The 15,229-nt window shown below is 75.1% G+C and carries 11 protein-coding genes; 6 read left to right on the top strand and 5 right to left on the bottom strand.

Features of this window, described 5'->3' with window-relative positions; all coding sequences use genetic code 11:
- Position 1 precedes the first annotated feature (1 nt).
- The 3 genes from Q1A09_RS01925 to Q1A09_RS01915 all read right to left on the bottom strand — a co-directional run bounded on the left by Q1A09_RS01925 (position 2) and on the right by Q1A09_RS01915 (position 4,672).
- On the bottom strand, positions 2 to 970 hold the full coding sequence (locus Q1A09_RS01925; RefSeq protein ID WP_299951460.1) for an NAD(P)-dependent oxidoreductase: 969 nt from the start codon (positions 968 to 970) through the stop codon (positions 2 to 4).
- A 73-nt stretch (positions 971 to 1,043) separates the two neighbouring features.
- The gene (locus tag Q1A09_RS01920; protein ID WP_299951457.1) at positions 1,044 to 3,650 is read right to left on the bottom strand and encodes an alpha/beta fold hydrolase; all 2,607 of its coding nucleotides are present in this window, start codon (positions 3,648 to 3,650) and stop codon (positions 1,044 to 1,046) included.
- The gene (locus Q1A09_RS01915; protein ID WP_299951454.1) at positions 3,647 to 4,672 is read right to left on the bottom strand and encodes a 3-oxoacyl-ACP synthase III; all 1,026 of its coding nucleotides are present in this window, start codon (positions 4,670 to 4,672) and stop codon (positions 3,647 to 3,649) included. Before Q1A09_RS01915 ends, Q1A09_RS01920 begins: the two co-directional genes overlap by 4 nt.
- Positions 4,673 to 4,858: 186 nt before the next feature.
- Here Q1A09_RS01915 and Q1A09_RS01910 point away from each other — a divergent pair, with 186 nt between their 5' ends.
- From Q1A09_RS01910 to Q1A09_RS01900, 3 genes are read left to right on the top strand one after another with little or no spacing between them, the layout of a single operon-like run.
- Complete coding sequence (locus tag Q1A09_RS01910) at positions 4,859 to 5,368, top strand: 2Fe-2S iron-sulfur cluster-binding protein (protein WP_299951451.1); 510 nt, start codon at positions 4,859 to 4,861, stop codon at positions 5,366 to 5,368.
- Complete coding sequence (locus tag Q1A09_RS01905) at positions 5,365 to 6,384, top strand: xanthine dehydrogenase family protein subunit M (RefSeq protein ID WP_299951448.1); 1,020 nt, start codon at positions 5,365 to 5,367, stop codon at positions 6,382 to 6,384. Before Q1A09_RS01910 ends, Q1A09_RS01905 begins: the two co-directional genes overlap by 4 nt.
- Positions 6,381 to 8,468 (top strand): xanthine dehydrogenase family protein molybdopterin-binding subunit, encoded by a 2,088-nt coding sequence (locus tag Q1A09_RS01900; RefSeq protein ID WP_299951445.1) that lies wholly within the window; start codon positions 6,381 to 6,383, stop codon positions 8,466 to 8,468. Before Q1A09_RS01905 ends, Q1A09_RS01900 begins: the two co-directional genes overlap by 4 nt.
- A gap of 39 nt (positions 8,469 to 8,507) precedes the next feature.
- Here Q1A09_RS01900 and Q1A09_RS01895 read toward each other — a convergent pair whose 3' ends face one another.
- Positions 8,508 to 9,779: a cytochrome P450 gene (locus Q1A09_RS01895; protein WP_299951442.1), complete on the bottom strand. Its 1,272-nt coding sequence runs from the start codon at positions 9,777 to 9,779 to the stop codon at positions 8,508 to 8,510.
- A gap of 298 nt (positions 9,780 to 10,077) precedes the next feature.
- Between Q1A09_RS01895 and Q1A09_RS01890 the strand changes: the two genes are divergently transcribed.
- Positions 10,078 to 11,643 (top strand): alpha/beta hydrolase fold domain-containing protein, encoded by a 1,566-nt coding sequence (locus tag Q1A09_RS01890; protein ID WP_299951439.1) that lies wholly within the window; start codon positions 10,078 to 10,080, stop codon positions 11,641 to 11,643.
- Positions 11,644 to 11,835: 192 nt separating this feature from the next.
- Here Q1A09_RS01890 and Q1A09_RS01885 read toward each other — a convergent pair whose 3' ends face one another.
- The gene (locus Q1A09_RS01885; protein WP_299951436.1) at positions 11,836 to 11,994 is read right to left on the bottom strand and encodes a hypothetical protein; all 159 of its coding nucleotides are present in this window, start codon (positions 11,992 to 11,994) and stop codon (positions 11,836 to 11,838) included.
- Positions 11,995 to 12,134: 140 nt separating this feature from the next.
- Here Q1A09_RS01885 and Q1A09_RS01880 point away from each other — a divergent pair, with 140 nt between their 5' ends.
- Both Q1A09_RS01880 and Q1A09_RS01875 read left to right on the top strand, forming a co-directional pair.
- Complete coding sequence (locus tag Q1A09_RS01880) at positions 12,135 to 13,784, top strand: MFS transporter (protein WP_299951433.1); 1,650 nt, start codon at positions 12,135 to 12,137, stop codon at positions 13,782 to 13,784.
- A 177-nt stretch (positions 13,785 to 13,961) separates the two neighbouring features.
- Complete coding sequence (locus Q1A09_RS01875) at positions 13,962 to 14,987, top strand: aldo/keto reductase (RefSeq protein ID WP_299951430.1); 1,026 nt, start codon at positions 13,962 to 13,964, stop codon at positions 14,985 to 14,987.
- Positions 14,988 to 15,229 lie beyond the last annotated feature (242 nt).

Raw genomic sequence — 15,229 nt, 5'->3', positions numbered from 1 at the left:
GTCAGCCGGCCCGGTAGGCCCCGGCCAGCCGCTCGAAGCCCTCGTCCAGCGACACCTGCGGCGTCCAGGCCAGCGCCTCCCGGGTGCGGCGCTGGTCGAACCAGTGCGCGGTGGCCAGCTGCTCGGCCAGGAAGCGGGTGAGCGGGGGGGTGTCCCGCCGCCCGGTGAGCGCCCAGACACCGTCGACCACCGCGCCGACGCCCCAGGCGACCGGGAAGGGCACCCGGCGCCGTGGCGCGGGCACCCCGGCGGCGGCGCAGAGCCGGGCGATGACCTCCGCCACCGGCCGGGGCTCGCCGTTGCTGATCACCAGGGCCTCGCCGTGCACCGGCCCGCAGGCGTCCACGGCGGCGACCAGTGCGCCGGCGGCGTTGTCCACGTAGGTGGTGTCGATCAGCGCAGCGCCCGAGCCGATCACCGGCAGCCGGCCGGCCCGCGCCCGCGCCACGATCCGGGCCACCAGCTGGGTGTCACCCGGCCCCCAGACCAGGTGCGGCCGGACGGCGAGGACGGCGAGGTCCGTGGAGTCGGCGGCCAGCGCCGCCAGTTCGGCCATCGCCTTGGACCGGGCGTAGTGCCCGCGGGCGTGCGCCGGGTCGGCGGCACCGGCACCCACGCCGACCAGGGCCGACCCGCCGTGCGCGACCGAGGGGGAGGAGACGTGCACCAGCCGGCCGACGCCCGCGCGCTGGCAGGCGGCGACCAGCGTGCGGGTCCCTTCGACGTTGGCCCGGTCGTACTCCGCCCACGGGCCGGTCACGTCGACCTTGGCGGCCAGGTGCACGACGGCGTCCTGCCCGTCGGTGGCCCGGGCGACGGCGCCGGGGTCGGCGACGTCACCGAGCACCTCGCGGCAGGGCAGCCCGGCCGGGCGGCGCTGCAGCACCGTGACGTCGTCCCCGCGGGCGTGCAGCGCGGTGGCCGTGGCCCGGCCGAGCATCCCGCTGGCCCCGGTGACCAGCACCCTCATCGCCCCAGCACGCCCGTCTGCCCGGGCCAGGTGCGGCCGGTCCGGGGCCAGTCGGCCCTGCTGCGCCCGGCCCTCATGCCCGGCGCGACCCCGAGCCGGCCAGCGTGCGGGCGGCCTTCCGGGCCACGGCACGCCGGTCGACCTTCGACTGGTGCCGGATGTCGACCGGCAGCGCGCCGGTCACCAGCACCGCGGCGACCTCGACGCCGGCCGCGGCGCGCACCACGTCGGCGAGCTCCGGGTCGGCGACGGCGTGACCACGCCGCGGCGCCCCGGTGACCGGGACGACCACCACGACGACCGCCTGGGTGCCGGCCGGCCCGACGCCGACGACCGCAGCGGCAGAGACGCCGGTCAGCTGCTCCACCCGCTGCTCGACGCCCACCGGCGTCACCACCCCGGCGGCGGTGCTCACCACGTGTGGGAGCCGGCCCTCGATCCACAGCCGGCCTGCGCCGTCCAGGTGCCCCACGTCGCCGGTGCGGTGCCAGCCCGGCTCGCGGGAGGCCGCGCGCTCGGTGGCCCACAGCGCGTCGTACCGGTCCTTGACGTGCGCGGCCCGCACGGCGATCTCGCCGGTGGTGCCGGGGGCGTCGGTGAGCGGCCCGTCGGCGGTGCCGGTGCCGGTCAGCGGGCTGACCCGCACCTCGACGCCGGGCAGCGGACGCCCGACGCAGACGCCGTTGCCGGTGCCCGCGGCCTCGATCTCGGCGGCGGAGACGTCGGTGACCGGCAGCGCCTCGGTCATGCCGTAGGGGGTGTGTGCCTCGGCGGCGGGCAGCACCTCCCGCAGCTGCTGCAGCAGCAGGAGGGGCACGGGGGCACCGGCCGACATCAGCAGTCGCACCCCACCCAGCGCGGTCCGCTGGGCCGCGGTGAGCTCGCCGGCGGTGGCCACCACCCGCCGCAGCGCGGCCGGGGAGGCGAAGACGACGGTGCCGCCGACCGCGGCGACCGCGTCGGCCAGCTTGGAGGCGGTGAGCGTGCCCGGCGCGGTCACGTCGACGTCGGGCACGACCGAGCCGATGCTCAGGGCCGGGCCGAGGAGGGCGAACGGCGCGAAAGCCGCGACGAGCCGGTCGTCGGGAGTCAGGCCGTAGGCGGTGCGCACCAGCTCGAGCTGGGCCACGGCCTGGCGCTGGGTGTAGACCACGCCCTTGGCCGGCCCGGTCGCCCCGGAGGTGAAGAGCACGGCGCAGTCGGCGTCGACGTCGGTCTCCACCGGCGGGGCGGCGGTGGCGCCGAGCTGCTCCAGCCCGGCGAGGGTGTGCCGGGCGCCGAGCGCGCGGGCGGCTCGCCGGTCGACCCCCGCGGCGATCCGGGACCCGGGCAGGCCCATGAGCCGGGCGGCGGCGAGCCCCGGGGCGCCGCCGATGACGTGCCGCACGCCGGCGCTGCGCAGCGCCCGGCGCATGCCGGCCAGCCCGAGGCCCTTGTCGGCGACGACGATCACCCCGCCGGCCCGCCACACGGCGTAGACGCTCGCGGTCAGGTCGGCCGAGGGCTCGACCAGCAGCCCGACCCGGTCGCCGGGGCGGACCCCAGCGGCGGCGAGGCCGGCCGCGAGCCGCTCCACCCGCCGGTGCAGCCCGGCCCAGCTGACCATGCCGCCGGTGACCCAGCCGCCTCCGTCCGTGCCGGTCCCGGTCGTGGACCCACCGACCTCGACGACGGCGGGGGAGTCGTCTGCTGCCCGGTCGGCCAGGGCCGACCACGGGTGCCGGCCGGGGACGTCCGCGGCCGGCCGGGGCACGGCGCGGTCGCTGTCGAGGTCGAGGACCCACTGTGCGATGGCCCTGGCGTACTGCGGGGCGTCCTCGGGCAGCAGGTGCGAGGCGCCCTCGTAGCGGTGCAGCTGCGCCTGCGGCAGCCGCTCGCGCAGGTCGGCCAGGTAGCGCTCGCCGAACACCGGGTCGCGCGGCCCCCACAGCAGCAGCGCCGGGACGTCGAGGTCGCGGATGCCCTCGGCGATCGCCTCCTGGGCGGCGCGGGAGGGGTGGCCGGGGGCGAAGGGGATGTCGGCGACGAAGTCCCCGACCGAGCGCCGGCGCTCCGCCGTCCGGTAGGGCGCGGCGAAGGCGTCCCGCACCTCGGCCGGCAGCGGCGGCCAGGAGAGCGCGGTCGTGGCGCGGACGAACAGCGGGGTGCCGACGGTGGCGGCCGGCCGCACGCCGGGGGCGTGCGCCAGCCGGATCAGCGCCGGGCCCAGGTCACCGGGGGGCATGGCCACCGCGGTGTTGCCGAGCACCACCCCGCGCAGCTGCTCGCGGTGGGCCAGCGCCCAGCCCAGCGAGATGACCCCGCCCCAGTCGTGGCCGACGGTGATGACCGGGCCGGTGACGCCGAGGGCCGCGGTCAGGTCACCGAGGTCGGCGACCCGCTGCGCCAGCGGCCGCAGCTCGGGCAGCCGCTCGGAGAAGCCCATGCCGAGCTGGTCGGGGGCGATGACCCGCCAGCCGGGCGGCGCGGCGGCCAGCAGCCGGCGCCAGAGGTAGGACCAGGTGGGGTTGCCGTGGACGCAGAGCAGCGTGCCCACCGGCTCGCGGACGCCGTTGTCCAGCACGTGCCACTCGTGCTTGGTGCCGGTGGCGTCGGCGACGGTCACCCGGCGGGACCAGGCCGGGTCGAGCCCGGGGAGGCCGGGCGGCAGGTCGCCGGCTGCGGAGGAGGTGTCGGTCACCAGGCGATCTCGAGGCAGGAGGCGTTCAGGCCCGAGCCGATGCCCATCAGCAGCACCCGGTCGCCGTCCACGAGCTCGTCCTGGATGCCGGCGAGGGTGAACGGCACCGACGCCGGGCCGAGGTTGCCCCGGGTCGGGAAGGTCTTGGGCACCCGCGACTCGTCGATGCCGAACCGCTCGCACATCGCCGCGGTGTGCACCTTGGAGACCTGGTGGATGACATAGCGGTCCATGCCGCGCTGCCAGTCGAACTCCCCGGCGGCCTCGGTCCACATGTCCATCGACAGCTCGAGGCCGGCGTCCAGCAGGCCCTTGAGGTCGGTGCGCATCATGTCGTTGTCGCCGATGCACAGCTCGTGGTGCTCGGTGCCGGCCCGGCTGACCGAGCCGACCAGCCGGTGGCCCTCGGGGTGCTGGTCGGAGCGGCCGAGCACCATCGCCACCGCGCCCGACCCGAGGGTCAGGGTGGCGAACTGGGCGATCACGTCGCGGGCGGTGGTGTCGGGCTGGTTGAGCCGCTCGATGGTGCGCTCCTGCACCGTGCGGGCGTCCTCGCCGTTCACCACCAGGGCGTGGTCCACCATCCCCGAGTCGATCATCGCGGCCGCCAGCTCCATGCCGTTGACGAAGCCCAGGCAGGCGTTGGTGACGTCGAAGTTCTGCGCCGAGCGCGGCAGGCCCAGGGCGTGGTGCACGGCCACCGCGGTGGAGGGCTCCAGGTGCTTGCGGCTCACCGAGGTGTTGACCATCAGGCCGATGTCGGCCGGGTCGACCCCGCTCTCGCTGATCGCCTTGGCACCGGCCATCGCCGCACCGTCGACGAAGGTGACCCCGTCGGCCCACCAGCGGCGCTCCTGGATGCCGGCGAGGCGTTCCAGCAGGCCCGGGCGCAGCCCGACCCGCTTGTAGGTGTCGGCCAGCCGTTCGTCGAGCGCGTCGGAGGTGATCACCTGCGATGCGTCGGCCGTCTGCACGGTCAGCACGCTGGTGTTGGTGAAGCGGTGCGTGGCGTTTCCAAGCATGGGCAGTCCAGTCCTCGAGGGGGGTCGACTCTTCCATGCGCGTCGCCCTGTCCGGCCGGGGAGTACCCGACCCGTCCATCCTCATGCTGCCAGGCGTTCACCGGGGTGCGGCGTCGGTCACGTTGCGTCCCGGGCGCCGCGCCGGGTCGGGTTTCGCCGGTCCCGGCGGCTGGGCAAGCGGGCGCCATGGACGCCGAGATCACCCTCCAGGTCGACGGCGAGGCGCGCCGGCTCACGGTCGACACCCGCACCTCGCTGCTGGACGCACTGCGCGAACGGCTGGGCAACACCAGCCCGAAGAAGGGCTGCGACCACGGTCAGTGCGGCGCCTGCACGATCCTCCTGGACGGCGAACGCGCGCTGAGCTGCCTGGCGCTGGCCGTGGCGCACGACGGGGCGGAGGTCACCACCGCCGACGGGCTCGCCCCGGCCGGGGAGCTGCACCCGGTGCAGCAGGCGTTCCTCGAGCAGGACGCCTTCCAGTGCGGCTACTGCACCCCCGGGCAGGTCTGCTCGGCGGTCGGCGTGATCGACGAGTTCGAGCGCGGCTGGCCCAGCCACGTCACCGAGGACCTCACCGGCCGTCCGGAGATGACCCATGACGAGGTCGCCGAGCGGATGAGCGGCAACCTCTGCCGCTGCGCCGCCTACGTGAACATCACCCCCGCCGTGCAGCAGGCCGGCGGTGCCCGGTGAAGCCGTTCGCCTACGCCCGGCCCGGGGACGTCGCCGAGGCCGTGCGGGACGTCGCCGCCGAGCCGAACGCCGTGTTCCTGGGCGGGGGCACGAACCTGGTCGACCACCTCCGCCTCGGCGTCGCCCGGCCCGACCTGGTGGTCGACGTCCGCACGCTCACCTCCCGCGAAGTGACCGACCTCCCCGGCGGCGGGCTGCGGCTGGGCGCGGCCTCGACCAACAGCCAGGTCGCCGCCGACCCGCGGGTGCGGGAGCGGTACCCGGTGCTGGCCCAGGCGCTGCTGGCCGGGGCGACCGGCCAGCTGCGCAACATGGCCACCACGGCCGGCAACCCGCTGCAGCGCACCCGCTGTGTCTACTTCCAGGACGTGACCACCCCGTGCAACAAGCGCGAGCCGGGCAGCGGCTGCAGCGCGGTCGGGGGCTACACCCGCTACCACGCCGTGCTCGGGACGCCGGCCGCGCTGCCGGACCCGAACGCCCCGGAGACCTGCATCGCCACCCACCCCTCGGACATGGCCGTCGCGCTGGCCGCGCTCGACGCACAGGTGCAGGTGCTCGGCCCGGCGGGGGAGCGGACCGTCCCGTTTCCCGAGCTGCACCGGCTGCCGGGTGACGACCCGTCCCGCGACACCGTGCTCGAGCACGGTGAGCTGATCACCGCCATCGACCTGCCCGCGCTGCCGGCCGGCACCCGGTCGGCCTACCGCAAGGTCCGTGACCGGGCCTCCTACGCCTTCGCGCTGGTCTCGGTGGCCGCGGTCGTGACGCCGGACGGCGAGCTCCGGCTGGCCCTGGGCGGGGTGGCGCACAAGCCGTGGCGGGCCACCCGGGCCGAGGAGGTGCTCCGCGGGCAGCAGCTGACCGAGGACGCCGTCCGGGCCGCCGTCGCCGCCGAACTGGCCGCCGCCCAGCCGCAGCCGGGGATCGACAGCGGCAACGGCTTCAAGATCCCGCTCGTGGCCCGCACCGTGCTCGCCACCGTGCGGGGCCTTCTCCCGGAGGAGCAGTCATGACCGACCTGCTGCAGCCGCGCGCCATCGGCCAGGACCTGGTCCGCCGGGACGGCGAGGCGAAGGTCCGCGGCACCGCGACCTACGCCTACGAGACCCCGGTCGAGCACCCCGCCTTCGCCCACCCGGTGACGGCCACGATCGCCCGGGGCCGGGTCACCGCGATGGACACCGCCGCGGCCGAGGCGCTGGACGGCGTCCTGGCGGTGCTCACCCCGTTCAACGCCGAACGGCTGGCCAGCACCGAGGACGCGGAGTACGCCGTGCTGCAGGGGCAGGACGTCGGCTTCCGCGGGCAGCTGATCGGGGTGGTGGTCGCCGAGACCTCCGAGCTCGCCCGGGAGGTGGCCGACGGCATCGCCGTCCGCTACGACGAGCAGCCGCACGACTCGGAGCTGTCGGCCGACCGGCCGGACCTCTACGCGCCGGCGCAGGTGAACGCCGGGCACGAGACCGACACTGCCGAGGGCGACGTCGCCGCGGCGATGGCCTCCGCGGAGGTCACCCTGGAGCGCACCTACTCGACCGCGATGTACCACAACAACCCGCTCGAGCCGCACGCCACGACCGGCCTGTGGGACCCGGCCGGCGACGGGTTCCTGACCCTGTGGGACTCCACCCAGGGCGTGCACCCCGACCGGGCCGCGGTGTGCCAGGTGTTCGGGCTGCAGCAGGAGCAGGTGCGGGTCGTCTGCCCGTACGTCGGCGGTGGGTTCGGCTCGAAGGGGCTGCCGCACGCCAACGTGATGCTCACCGCGCTGGCCGCCCGCGCGGTGCCCGGCCGGCCGGTGAAGCTGGCGCTCACCCGGCAGCAGATGTTCTTCCTGGCCGGCTACCGCACCCCGACGATCCAGCGGATGCAGCTGGCCGCCGACTCCCGCGGCCGGCTGTCCGCGATCGCCATCGACGTGGTCGAGCAGACGTCGCGGATCAAGGAGTTCGCGGAGCAGACCGGGGTGCCCACCCGGATGATGTACGCCTCGCCCAACCGGCGGACCACCCACCGGCTGGCCGCGCTGGACGTGCCGATCCCGTCGTGGATGCGCGCGCCGGGGGAGTGCCCGGGCATGTTCGGCCCCGAGGTGGCGATGGACGAGCTGGCCGAGGAGCTGGGCATCGACCCGGTCGAGCTGCGCGTGCGCAACGAGCCCGAGGTCGACCCGGAGACCGGGAAGCCGTGGTCCAGCCGCAACCTGGTGCGCTGCCTGCGCGAGGGCGCCGAGCGGTTCGGCTGGTCCGGGCGACGGGCGCACCGGGACGGCGACTGGCTGGTCGGCACCGGCGTCGCCTCCTCGGTCTACCCGACGATGCGGCAGGCCACCTCGACGGCGAACGTACGGTTCGAGGACGGCCGGTACGTCGCCGAGATCGGCGCCGCGGACCTCGGCACCGGCGCCTGGACGATCCTGCCGCAGATCACCGCCGACGCTCTCGGGGTCGACGTGGCCGACGTCGACGTCCGGATCGGCGACACCCGCTACCCGACCGCCTCGGTGGCCGGCGGCTCCTCGGGCACCAACACCTGGGGCTCGGCGCTGGTCGTCGCGGCCCGGGAGTTCCGCACCAAGTTCGGCGCCGACCCGCGGGACGGCGACGAGGCCAGCGGGGACGTCGACCAGGCCGCGCAGGACGACACCCACTCGCCGTACGCGTTCGGCGCCCAGTTCGTCGAGGCCCGGGTCAACGCCGACACCGGGGAGATCCGGGTGCCGCGGCTGCTCGGCGTCTTCGGGGTCGGCCGGGTGATCAACCCACGCACGGCGCGGTCCCAGCTGATCGGCGGGATGACCATGGGCCTGTCCATGGCGCTGCACGAGACCAGCGCCTGGGACCCGCGGATCGGGCAGGTCGCCAACCACGACCTGGCCGAGTACCACATCACGGTCAACGCCGACGTCGGCGAGATCGAGGCCCACTGGATCGACGAGCACGACCCCTACGTGAACGCGATGGGCAGCAAGGGGATCGGTGAGATCGGCATCGTCGGCACGGCGGCCGCGGTGGTCAACGCCGTGCACGCCGCCACCGGCGTGCGGGTGCGCCACCTGCCGGTCACGCTGGACAAGCTGCTGCCGGCGCTGGACTGAGCGTGCGGTGCGGCCCCCGGCCGGGGAGCCGCACCGCCGTCAGAAGGTGACCGGCAGCTCGTCGATGCCGTAGACGAAGGACAGCTCGCGGAACGCCAGCTCCTGCGGCGGCACCGCCAGCGCCAGGTCGGGGAAGCGGCGCAGCAGCGCGGGCAGCACGATGCGCAGCTCCATCCGGGCCAGCTCGGCGCCGATGCACCGGTGGATGCCGTGCCCGAAGGCCAGGTGGCCGCTGGTGGGCACCCGGGCCGGGTCGAAGTCGTCGGGGGAGGCGCCGGCGGACCGCGGGTCGCGGTTGGCGCCGCTGAGCGAGGCGAGCACGACGTCCCCGGCCCTCAGCGGGGTGCCGAAGAGGTCCATGTCCCGGCGGGCGAACCGCGGGAAGGCCATCTGGACCACCGACAGGTGGCGCAGCAGCTCCTCGACCACCCGGTCGACGTCCTTGCGGGAACCGTCGCGGACCAGCGCCGCGCTGGCCGGGTCACCGAGCAGCACGATGGTGCTCAGCGAGATCATCCCGGCGGTGGTCTCGTAGCCGCCGGTGAACACCCCGTCGGCGAGGCCGGCGAGGTCGACGTCGGAGATGGCCTCGCCCTCCTCGCGGATGATCTGGCCGATCAGCCCGGGGCCGGGCTCCCGGCGCTGGCGGGCCACCGCCTCGAAGAGGAACTCGCGCTGCTCGGAGACCGCGCCGAAGGCGGCCGCGGCGCCGGTGGTGATGTCGAAGCGCTGCACCCCGAGCCGGGCGAAGGCGTCGCGGTCGTCGAGCTCCAGGCCCAGCAGGTCGCAGATGGTCTGGAACGGCACCGGGAAGGACAGCAGCTTGGCCAGGTCGGCCGTCGGCCCGGCGGCGGCCAGCACGTCGAGCTGCCGCTGCACCCGCGCCTCGATCAGCGGCTCGAGGCGGGCCAGCCGGCGCATCGTGAACTCCGGCGTGATGATCTTGCGCAGCCGGGTGTGCAGCGGCGGGTCGGTGAAGCCGAGGCCGCCGATGTCGTCGGCGCTGGCTCCGCCGGTGCCGGGCAGCAGGTGCCGGATGTCGTTGCTCCAGCTGTCCCGGTCGGCCAGCACGGTGCGCACGTGCTCGGCGCCGGTGATCAGGTAGACCGAGAAGTCGAAGGGCAGCTCGAGCCGGTGCACCGGGTCGGTGGCGCGCAGCTCGGCCAGCCGGGGCACCGGCTCGGTGCCGGTCCGCTGCAGCGGCACCTTGGTGGGCTCCGGGATGAAGGACAGCGTCGAGAGGTCGATGCCCTTCTTCTGGATCCGCCGGGCCATCAACCGCCCGGTCCAGGCGCGGGCACGCGCACGCACCCCGGCACCGGAACGGCCACCGACCGGCGGGCGCGGGGTGGGGACGGGGTACCTGGACAGGGCTCGGGCGCGGGGTGCGGAGTCCGTGACCCCTCCCGGTGTGTCGTGGTCGATGGCGTCTTCGTACTCCACGTCGGCGACCGCGATCAAGGCCGCCACGCGCCGGCGCGCCACCCGTTGCCCCCCGTTCGCCGGATGGCCGGCCGGAGGGTGTGCCTCCCCGGTCGACGGGTAGGGCGCAACGGAACCGACGGGCGCCGAGACCAGGCGCCCTGCCCTCGATAACCGAGGAGGCCCCGTGGCCCTGAGCTACCCCACCCAGCCCGGCGACATCGACCACCTGATCGCCGACGACCACGCCGTCGTCGAGCGGCAGTTCCAGCACCTGGAGGCCGGCCGCGGCAACCGCCGTGTGCTGGTGGACCAGGTGTCCTTCGAGCTCGCAGCGCACGCCTTCGCCGAGGAGACCGTGCTCTACCCGATCTGGACCGAGATCGGGATGACCGACGAGCACGACGACGCCGAGCACGAGCACCAGCAGATCAAGGAGCTGCTCGTCGTCCTGGGCCGCACCGAGCCCGGCCAGCCGGAGTTCGAGGAGGCGCTGAGCAGCCTCATCGGCGTCACCAGGCACCACGTGGACGACGAGGAGGGCGAGGAGCTGCCGGAGTTCCGGTCGAAGGCCGGCCCGGCGCGGATGGCCGAGCTCGGCGAGCAGTTCCTCGCCGCCAAGCGGCAGGCCCCGACCCGGCCGCACCCGAACGCCCCCAGCGAGGGCCTCGCCGAGCGGATCGCCGGCATGCTGGCCAAGCCGCTGGACCAGGTGCGGGACATGGTCTCGGGCAAGCAGAAGGAGCTGGCCACCGACGCCAGCGGGCTGCTCGACCCGCAGGCGCAGGCGATCGTCGACGCGCACTCCTCGCTCGGCCCGCTGCCCTTCGAGATCCTCACCCCCGACCAGGCCCGCAAGCAGCCCGGCCCGGACGACGCGGTGAAGAAGGTGCTGGCCGACCGGGGGATCGAGGGCCCGGAACCGGTCGGCTCGGTGCAGGACCTGCGCATCCCCGACGGCACGGGCGGCGAGCAGACCCTGCGCGTCTACACCCCGGCCGAGCCGGGCGTCGGGCCGCTGCCGGTGCTCATGTGGGTACACGGCGGTGGCTGGGTGCTCTTCGACGTCGACACCTACGACGCCTCCTGCCGGGCGATGGCGAACAAGACCGGCGCGATCGTCGTCTCCCCGGACTACCGGCGGGCGCCCGAGGCGGTGTTCCCGGCCGCGCACGACGACGTGCTCACCGCCTGGCGCTGGCTGGTGCTCAACGCCGCCCAGATGGGCGGGGACCCGGCGCGGATGGCCATCGGCGGCGAGTCGGTCGGCGGCACCATGGCTGCGGCCACCTCGCTGCAGCTGGCGCAGGCCGGTGAGCCGATGCCTCGCGCGCAGGTCTGCGTGTACCCGCTGACCACCGGCGAGCAGTTCGGTGACTCGATGACCGACGCCGCCGACGCCCGGCCGCTGGACCGGCCGCTGCTGTCCTGGATGGCCATGCACGCCTTCCAGGGCAAGCCCGAGGCGGCCACCGACCCGCGGGTCGCGCTGCTGGACTGGACGCCGGAGCAGCGGGCGGTCATGCCGCCGACGCTGGTGATCACCGCCGAGCGGGACGTGCTGCGCAGCCAGGGGCAGCAGTTCGCGCAGGACCTCGAGGCGGCCGGCGTGCAGACCACGCACCGGCACTACGAGGGCGTCATGCACGAGTTCTTCGGGGCCGCCGCCGTGCTGGACAAGGCCGAGCAGGCCCAGCAGGAGGCCGCCCGGCACGTCCGGCGGGCCTTCGGCACCGCCGGCGAAGCCGCCTGACGCACCCCGCCACGCCGGCGGACACGGCCGCCTGCCCGTCCGTGTCCGCCGGCTCCGGCCATGTTGGCCGACATGACCGCCGGCTCCGGTCAGGTTGGCCGACATGGCCGCCGGCTCTGGTCATGTCGGCCGACATGGCCCCCGGATCGAGCCTCGTGACGGGTGGGCGCGGCAGCCGTGGGGGACGCCGGGCTACCGGTTGCGCCGGCGCTGGTCCTCGTGGCCGGGGTCGAACAGTCGAGGGCTCTTCCGGGCGAGCATGTTGTTCTGCCGGGTCCAGCGGATCGTGTTGCCGATCCACACGGCGGCGATGATCACGACCAGCACGGTGAAGACGATGATCCAGGTCATGGGCGGAGCCTCCTGCCGAACAGCCGGGCCGCCCGGTTCTCGGCAGCCCGCCCGGACCCTCTACCCCCGCCGCCCGGGCTCACCCCCGGAGACGGTCGGTGCCGCCGTCCGGCGTGGTTGGTCGGCGGGCGGGCTGGGCAGTGCCCGCTGAGACCCAGCACCCCGAGCCGTCCCGGGAGGACGTCCTGGCCGCCGAGAGCCCCCCTGCCCACCAGGACCCCCCGGCCGACAGCGCGCCGGCGCCCGAGGGGCAGGACCCGCGGCGCTGGCATGCACTGTGGGTGACGCTGGTCGTCGGGTTCATGACCCTGCTGGACGTCAGCATCGTCTCGGTCGCGCTGCCGTCGCTGCGGTCGGACCTGGGCACCTCCCCGGCCACGGTGCAGTGGGTGGTCTCGGGCTACGCGCTGACCTTCGGTCTGGCTCTCGTCCCGGCCGGGCGGCTGGGTGACGCCTACGGACGGCGCCGGATGTTCCTGATCGGGCTGGTCGCGTTCGTGCTGTGCAGCGCCGCTGCCGGTGCTGCGCCGTCCGCGGAGCTGCTCGTCGCGGCCCGGCTCGCCCAGGGGCTGGCGGCCGGCTGCCTGGCCCCGCAGAACTCCGCACTGATCCAGCAGCTGTTCCGCGGCGCCGAACGCGGCCGGGCGTTCGGGTTCTTCGGCGCCACCGTCGGCATCTCCACCGCGATCGGGCCGGTGCTGGGCGGAGTGTTGCTGGCGCTCGCGTCCGGGCCGGGTGGGTGGCGGTGGATCTTCTACGTCAACGTGCCGATCGGGGTGCTGGCCTTCGTCCTCGCCGTCCGGCTGATCCCGCGCCGTCCGCCGGGGGAGGAGCACGGCCGGATCGACGTCCCCGGGGTCCTGCTGCTGGGTGCCGGTGCGTTCACCGTGCTGCTGCCGCTGGTGCAGGCGGAGTCCGGTGGCCTCGCGCGGCTGTGGTGGTGCTTCCCGATCGGGATCGTGCTGCTCGTGGCGTTCGTCCGCTGGCAGCAGCGGGTCGTCCGGGGCGGTGGGGAACCGGTGTTCGACCCGCGGCTGGTCACCAGCACCCGCGGCTACGCGCCCGGGGTCGCGCTGGGCACGGTCTACTTCCTCGGCTTCAGCGGCATCTGGCTCACCTTCGCGCTGTTCTTCCAGACCGGGCTGGGCTGGTCGCCGTTGCAGTCCGGTCTGGCCGTGACGCCGTTCGCGGTGGGCTCGGCGAGCGCGGCGGTGGTGGCCGGCCGGCTGGTCGAGCGGTTCGGCCGGGCGCTGACCGTCGCCGGCTTGACCGGCGTCGTGCTCGGTCTGTCCGGGACGGCGATCGTGATCGCCACCGTGCCGCCGGAGGTCACCGGCTGGGCGATCGCACCCACCCTGCTGCTGGGTGGGATCGGTGGTGGCTTCGTCATCTCGCCCAACATCACCCTCGCGCTGCGCGACGTGCCGGTGGCGATGGCCGGCTCGGCCGGTGGGGCCCTCCAGACCTTCCAGCGCTTCGGCGGTGCCATCGGGACGGCGGCCCTGCCGGCGCTGTTCTACCTGGTGCTCGGCGCCACCGACGACCGGTACCCGCTGGCGGCCGCGGCGGCGCTCGGCGTTGCCGTGGCCGCCTCGCTCGCGGCGCTGGTCATCGGGGCGTTCGACTGGCGGCACGACCGCCGGGAGGGCAGGGCGCCGGGCCGGGAGGGCGGCCAGGGCAAGGGCCGAGCGCACGACGAGGCCGACCACGAGGCCGACCACGAGGCCGACCACGAGGCCGACCACGAGGCCCATCGGCACAGCCACGGGCACGCGGCCCGCCCGGGCTGACCCGGGCTGGCTGGCCCCTGCAGCCGTCGGCGGCGGTGCGCGGGGGGCCGGCGGATCACCACGGTCCGGTGACCGGTCGCCGTCCTGGGGCGGCTGGCCACCGGGGCGGTCCGGCGGGACCGCGGGACGGGCCGCTGCTGAGGGTTGGGCGGGGCGTGCCGTGGACAAGCCCCGGACATGGAGATGCGCACACTCGGCCGTACCGGCGTGAAGGTCAGCCCGCTCTGCCTGGGGGCGATGATGTTCGGCGCCTGGGGCAACACCGACCACGAGGACTCCGTCCGGATCGTGCACGCCGCGCTGGACGCGGGGATCAACTTCGTCGACACCGCGGACGTCTACTCGGCCGGCGAGTCCGAGGAGATCGTCGGCAAGGCGCTCGCCGGCGGACGGCGCGAGCACGTCGTCCTCGCCACCAAGGCGCACGGCGCGATGGGGGAGGACCCCAACCAGCAGGGCAACAGCCGGCGCTGGCTGGTGCAGGAGGTGGAGAGCAGCCTGCGCCGGCTGCAGACCGACTGGATCGACCTGTACCAGATCCACCGGCCCAGCCCCGACACCGACGTCGAGGAGACCCTCGACGCGCTGACCGATCTGCAGCGGGCCGGGAAGATCCGCTACTTCGGCTCCTCGACGTTCCCGGCCTCGGAGATCGTGCAGGCGCAGTGGGCCGCGAGTGAGCGGCACAGCGGCCGGTTCGTCACCGAGCAGCCGCCGTACTCGCTGCTGGTGCGCGGCATCGAGCGCGAGGTGCTGCCGGTCTGCCAGCAGTACGGCATGGGCACGCTGGTGTGGAGCCCGCTGGCCGGGGGCTGGCTGTCGGGCAAGTGGCGCAAGGGCCAGGACGCGCCGGAGAGCAGCCGGGCCGGGCGGATGGGGTCGCGCTACGACCTGTCCGACCCGGTCAACCAGCGCAAGCTGGACGCCGCCGACGCGCTGGCCCAGCTGGCCGAGGACAACGGGCTGAGCCTGGTGGAGCTGGCGATCGCCTTCACCATCCGGCACCCCGGGGTCACCTCGGCGATCATCGGCCCGCGGACGATGGACCAGCTGACCAGCCAGCTGCCCGCCGCCGACGTCGTCCTGTCCGACGAGGTGCTGGACGCGATCGACGCGATCGTCCCGCCGGGTACCGACGTCCGGGCCGACGACGCCGGGTACCAGCCGCCCTCGCTCACCGACCCGGCGCTGCGTCGCCGCTGACCGCTCGCTCAGCTGGACGGTCGGCCCTCGGCAGTACCCGGCCGTGGGCCGACCGCGATCGGCCCGGACGTGGGCAGCGCCGTCCGGCCGTCGCCTGCCGTCCCCGATGCGGGATGCCGGGGCGGCGCGCGAGCACATGGCGAAGACGTGACGGCTCCGGGACGCGAAGGGCGGGATCGGCACCGAGCCCCTACCGTGGGCGCTGCGTTCGTGCCCAGCCCAGGCACCCCACCGCAACGATC

This window comes from uncultured Modestobacter sp., assembly GCF_947486615.1.
In the GTDB taxonomy this organism is placed as follows: domain Bacteria; phylum Actinomycetota; class Actinomycetes; order Mycobacteriales; family Geodermatophilaceae; genus Modestobacter.
Note: the sequence above shows the minus strand (reverse complement) of the source record. Positions and strands in the feature narration are given on the sequence as shown.

What these genes read in the sequence shown, in the direction of transcription:
- Q1A09_RS01925 (WP_299951460.1), bottom strand. Translation starts at nt 970, where the DNA reads ATGAGGGTGCTGGTCACCGGGGCCAGCGGGATGCTCGGCCGGGCCACG.
- Q1A09_RS01915 (WP_299951454.1), bottom strand. Translation starts at nt 4,672, where the DNA reads ATGCTTGGAAACGCCACGCACCGCTTCACCAACACCAGCGTGCTGACC.
- Q1A09_RS01910 (WP_299951451.1), top strand. Translation starts at nt 4,859, where the DNA reads ATGGACGCCGAGATCACCCTCCAGGTCGACGGCGAGGCGCGCCGGCTC.
- Q1A09_RS01900 (WP_299951445.1), top strand. Translation starts at nt 6,381, where the DNA reads ATGACCGACCTGCTGCAGCCGCGCGCCATCGGCCAGGACCTGGTCCGC.
- Q1A09_RS01885 (WP_299951436.1), bottom strand. Translation starts at nt 11,994, where the DNA reads ATGACCTGGATCATCGTCTTCACCGTGCTGGTCGTGATCATCGCCGCC.
- Q1A09_RS01875 (WP_299951430.1), top strand. Translation starts at nt 13,962, where the DNA reads ATGGAGATGCGCACACTCGGCCGTACCGGCGTGAAGGTCAGCCCGCTC.